The 5,504-nt window shown below is 44.9% G+C and carries 3 protein-coding genes; 2 read left to right on the plus strand and 1 reads right to left on the minus strand.

Going from position 1 to position 5,504, the window contains the following annotated elements; genetic code table 11:
• Positions 1-1,675, plus strand: a 1,675-nt coding sequence (locus BKN38_RS09905; RefSeq protein WP_070957822.1) for a TonB-dependent receptor domain-containing protein, incomplete at its 5' end; no start/stop codon positions are given.
• Between the two features lie 1,500 nt (positions 1,676-3,175).
• Here the strand turns inward: BKN38_RS09905 and BKN38_RS09910 are convergent.
• Complete coding sequence (locus BKN38_RS09910; protein ID WP_066453124.1) at positions 3,176-4,918, minus strand: L-lactate permease; 1,743 nt, start codon at positions 4,916-4,918, stop codon at positions 3,176-3,178.
• A gap of 336 nt (positions 4,919-5,254) precedes the next feature.
• Here BKN38_RS09910 and BKN38_RS09915 point away from each other — a divergent pair.
• Positions 5,255-5,504, plus strand: a 250-nt coding sequence (locus tag BKN38_RS09915; RefSeq protein ID WP_143000292.1) for a heterodisulfide reductase-related iron-sulfur binding cluster, incomplete at its 3' end; no start/stop codon positions are given.

Here is a 5,504-nt window from a genome sequence, read left to right on the forward strand (position 1 = left end):
CTCCCAGCACCCAGATACCTTTGGCAACATTTTTGGCGGCAATGCCTATGTCACCACGCCCCTTATCAAAAACCTGCTATCTCTAAACCTACGCGGTGGCTATCGCTATGGTGACCAAAACTCATTTTTTAAGCCAGAAAGTTTGCGCGACCAAATATATGCAGGCAACAATAGAAATCCAATATCGCCACACACCAACCCATTTGTAGGCTGGAGTGCCACTGGCTTTACCAACTGGAATGCCGGCGGGCGTATCAACTACACTCCGGGCTCTCACAACAGCATCTATCTAGATTCTGAAGTGTATTTCGCGCGCACCGGCTCGCTAAACACCTCTGGCAACTCGCTAACCGTCATCCGCGACTTTTATAAGATAAACAATGTCCTAAACCACGAAGCAGACTACGACTGGGGCAAGCTCACCACCTATCTGCAATACAGCCACACTATGTGGGCGCCACATGCAGGCTGGACGCAACCAGCAGCTGGAGAATCTACTACTGGCAACAATGCTACCGGCACTGTTATGATACCTATCGGTGCAAGCAAGGGCGCGTATGCAGATTGGTCACAGATGAGGCTAAACCAAGACATAGTATTTCAAACAAACTACAACAAAAACTTCGACTTCAGCAGTTTTGGTAACCTCATCCTAAATCTAGGCGTCTATAACCTCTGGGAGCGACTAAACACCAGAAACAATGGCTATGACAAAGCGCTAAATCAAACCGCGATATTTGGCGAGGGTGAATACATCATCAATGACTATGTATCTACGACTCTTGGCGTGCGTGTGAATTTCAGCGATTTCTATGGTGTCGTGGCAAACCCGCGCTTCTATGTCAATGTCAATCCCACACAATGGCTCACCTTCAAAGCCGGCGTAGCGAGCGGTATGCTAGCACCAAATCTTACCTACCTCTATGATGGCTTTACAGAAAGCACAAGCAATGGTGTGACAACCCTCACCTATGGAAATCCAAATCTAAAAGTAGAGCAAAGCTGGAACTATGAGTTTAGCACCATCCTAGATTTCAAGCCAGCGATGCTTATAGCCACAGGCTACTACACAGATTTCAACAACCAAATAGAAACCGTGAATGATGCCAGCATAGCAGCAGGCTGCACACTCGAAACCTGTCGCACCTTTAGAAACCTTAGCAAATCGCTCATGGCAGGCGCAGAAGTAGCGCTAAAAGTGAAGCCTATCTATGGAATCTCGCTAGATGCAAACTATGGCTTCACATACACCGAAGTGCTATCCGCAGTAGCTGGCTCGGAATACCTCATCGGCGGACCAGTGAATTCTATCCCGCGACATAGCTTCACTATCACGCCACGCTATGCGTATAAAAAGTTTGATATGTATGTGCGCTGGCAAGGGAAGTTTCAAACACCTACGCCTACGCCTACAGGCACAAGTGCTGGGAACACAGATAGCGTGCGCGGTGTAGTCGGCAAATACTATAAAGACTATCAGCTAGTAGATGTCGCACTAAACTATCGCTTCAACCAAGACAGGATGACAGCGACATTTGCGATAAACAATCTGTTTGATGTGGATTTTTATGACCCTATTATATACACAGGCTCACGCGGGCAAGCAGTGGCAAACAACTACCAAAGAATCCTACCTAGCCGAAGCTTCTGGCTATCCCTCCGCGCGGATTTCTAATCCTCGCGCGATTTCTAAGGGATTTTTAATCCCCCGCGACTTAGATTCTAGGATTCTAGGCGCGCGGATTCCCAATCGGATTCTAATCCTTGCAAACTTTAGGCTAGATTCCCTAGCCTAAAGTTTCTAGCCTGCATATATTTTCTTTCTGTCATTGCGAGCCGATTTATCGGCGAAGCAATCCACAAAGGCATCGCGCAGATTTTTAATCCCAGCGCGATAGGGCAGATTTCTAAGGATTTCCAAACAGATTCTAATCCCCGCACAACTTAGATTCTAAGATTCTAGGCGCACCGATGCCTAGAATCTGACTTTCTGTCATTGCGAGGATTCATAGAATCCGAAGCAATCCATAAAAACAGCACATATTTCAAATATGCAGGATTTTAGCCCTAACACAACTTAGATTCTAGGATTCTAGGCGCGCAGACTTTTAATCTCCGCGGACTTCTGCAAACCCGCCCTCCATCATTGCGAGCCGCACAAGTGCGGCGCGGCAATCTATAAAATGCGAGTTTTGCAAAATTTAGATTCTGCCACAATCGAGAATCTATAACCTTTTTCTTTAGATGGATTGCTTCGTCGTTTCACTCCTCGCAATGACAAAAAATTTTTTAGCTTCTGCAATTAATTTAAAGTCTGCTTATTGTCATTGCGAGCGGGCTTGCCCGCGAAGCAATCTATAAAAATCCGCAAGGATTTTTAGTTAAATCAAATCTTCGCACGAAGTGCGGCACCTTAAAGGCGTGACAGGGGTAAGGGGGTGCAGGGGGACTAGGGGGCGGTCTTCGCCCAATTTAAGCCCTCTGTCCCCCTGCGAAAAGCTGGCGACGATAACCCAAGATAGACGCAAAAGCGGAACAACAAAAAACCGAGGTTAAAAAGCGTAGAATCTAGTAAGATTTGGATTCTATCATAAATGAATGGAGAATCTATAAGCTTTTTCTTTAGATGGATTGCTTCGCCTTGCTAGCGCAAGCCTCGCAATGACGGGTTGCGACTGCTTGTTTTTTGCGTCATTGCGAGTGGCACTTGTGCGGTGAAGCAATCTATAAATGCAAGATTTACAAATTTAGATTCCATATAAAAACAATCCCTCGCTTTTCTTTGTTGTAGATTGCTTCGCTACGCTCGCAATGACAGAAAAAGCAAAACCATGCAATAAAAATATTTCCGCGTCATTACGAGGATTCATGGAATTCGAAGCAAAGCATCAGCTTCTTTAGTAATGACGAGAGGGGGCAAAATCTTTGCAATGACGAGAAAAAAAGGGGTGGAATCCTCATGGCGAAAAAAGGGCAAAAATCTCGCGGAGGCAAAATCATCATAATGACGAAAAAAGGGTAGAATCCTCGCGGGGGTGGAATCCTCATAATGACGAAAAAAGGGTAGAATCCTCTCGGGGGTAGAATCCCTGTAATGAGTTATTTTTAACCCCTTTTTTCTTTGTGTTTTGCAAGATTCTCTAGCCTCATGGCACGATGGCAAGATTCTCTAGCCTTATGGCACGATGGATGGAAACACAAATGCTGTGATAAGGCAAGCTATACCGCTGCCAAGCGCGAGGATGAGCGAGTATTTGAGCGTGTAGCCAAGCACTTGCGCCTCTTTCCCTACAAGCCCCACGACAGAAGCCGCCACCGCGATGCTTTGCAGAGAAATCATCTTTCCTGTCGCGCCACCTATGGCATTTGCGGAGAGCAAAAGCACTTCATTGATGCCAAGCTGTCCGGCGGTGAGCTGCTGGAGCGAGCCAAAAAGCACATTTGAGCTTGTCACGCTTCCTGTCAAAACCACGCCAAGCCAGCCGACAATGGGCGAAAAGAATATAAAACTTTCCCCTGTTTTTGAAAGCGCAAGTGCCAGCGTAGCCGAAATCCCGCTGTAGTTTGACACATACGCAAAGGCTAGCACAAGGCAAATCGTCACCACCGCAAGATACATCTCCTTAAAAGTCTCGCTAAATGCGCTAAGCGCGACCTTTGGCTTAATCTTTAAAATCACAGCGGTGCAAAGCGCGGCAAGAAAAATCGCGCTTCCCACGCTATTTACAAGCGGAATCTCAAAAAGCGATTTCACCGCCTTTGATTCTGTGACAATGGGCGCAACTTGATAGATTTCGCTTAGCTCTTTAAAGCTAAATTTCAGCGTCAAAAACTCTAGCGCCCCGCCACTTGCAAAAAGCGCATTAAACCAATCTTGCGTCCAAATGACAATGATAAAAATGAGAATCCCAAAAGGCGCGCCACTTAGCAAAGTTTGTTTGATGCTTATGGTGCGTGGTTTTGGCGCATTGAGCGATTCTGTCAAAACTTTAGAATCTAGCGAGTCTTGCGCGATTTTTGAATCAACGCCTTGCACGCTTTTATTTTCAGCAAGCATAATATTTTTTGGCTTCCAAACTTTCAAAAACGCTCCAAGCGCAGTGATTGACACGATGCCTGCGGTAATATCTGGCAATTCTGGACCAAAGAATGATGCTGTGATGATTTTTGCGATAATAAAGCTAGCCCCCGCCACAAAGCACGCAGGCGCGCTCTCTTTCATGCCCTTAAATCCGCTTAGCAAAAACACAAGCAAAAAGGGGATGCAAAATGAAAAAGGTGCTAGCATGATAGCTGACATCGCAGAGATTTTGAGCGCATCAACCTGCACCAAATTTGCAAGCGCAGTAACGGGAATCCCAACCGCGCCAAAAGTCGCAGGCGGGAGGTTAGCAATCAAGCAAAGCCCGGCTGCTTGAATAGGCTTAATCCCCATTCCCACAAGAAGTGCCGCAGTAATCGCCACAGGACCACCAAAGCCGATTGTCCCCTCCAAAAACGCGCCAAAACAAAACGCGATGAGAATCACCTGCAAGCGCATATCAGGCGTTATTGTAATGATAGATTCTCGCAAAATGTCAAAATAGCCAGATTTTACCGTGAGCTTGTAGAGGAAAATCGCAGCGATAATAATCCAGCCAATGGGATAAAGCCCAAAAAGCACGCCATAAAGCAGGCTATAGAGGACTTTTAAAATCGGCATATCATAGGCAAAAATCGCCACCAAACTCGCCAAAGCCACAGACAAAAATGCCGCGCTGTAGCCTTTGAGCTTAAAGCCCACAAGGCACACAAAGAAAAAGACAATCGGCACAGCCGCCACAAGCGCGCTTATAAAGATATTATCAAAGGGATTGTAGTTTTGCTCCCAAATCGCACTTGCCTGCGCTAGGCTTCCTAAATCAGCTAAAGACTCCATTTGACTCCTTCAAAAACAAATTGTAAAAAATCTCGCGCATTATAATGCAGAAAGTAAATAATTTATAAAACATTTTGCAGAAAGTTTAAATTTTATTTTTACTTTTTTACACATTTTTAGTTTTTATGTAAGTTTAAGATTTGCTGGATTCTGTGGAAAATAGGCAGTTTCGAGCTATTGTCTAAGGCGCGCAGAAAGCCTTTCAAGCCAAAGCAAAAAGCCACAAAAAAGATGTTTTGAAGGCAATTTTTTGGCAAATTTTGTTTTTGTAGAATCTCATTAATCATAGCATTATAAAATCTACTCCGCCATAATTTCACACTAAGGAAGGAAATCATGCAAGAAACAAAAGAACCAAACAAAGTGTATTTTTTCTCCACCTGTATCGGCGCTGCGGCGTGTTCGAATACTTGCGTAAATGCTATTAAGCTTTTGCAAAAAGAAGGGGTTGAAGTCATTTTCAAAAAAGACCAAACCTGTTGCGGACAGCCAACTTTCAACTCTGGCTATTATGAGGAAACCAAAAAAGTCGCCCTGCATAATATGAATCTTTTTGAGCAAGATATTCCTATCATCCTGCCAAGTG

The sequence above is a fragment of the Helicobacter sp. CLO-3 genome (genome assembly GCF_001854545.1).
Taxonomy (GTDB): Bacteria; Campylobacterota; Campylobacteria; order Campylobacterales; family Helicobacteraceae; genus Helicobacter_B.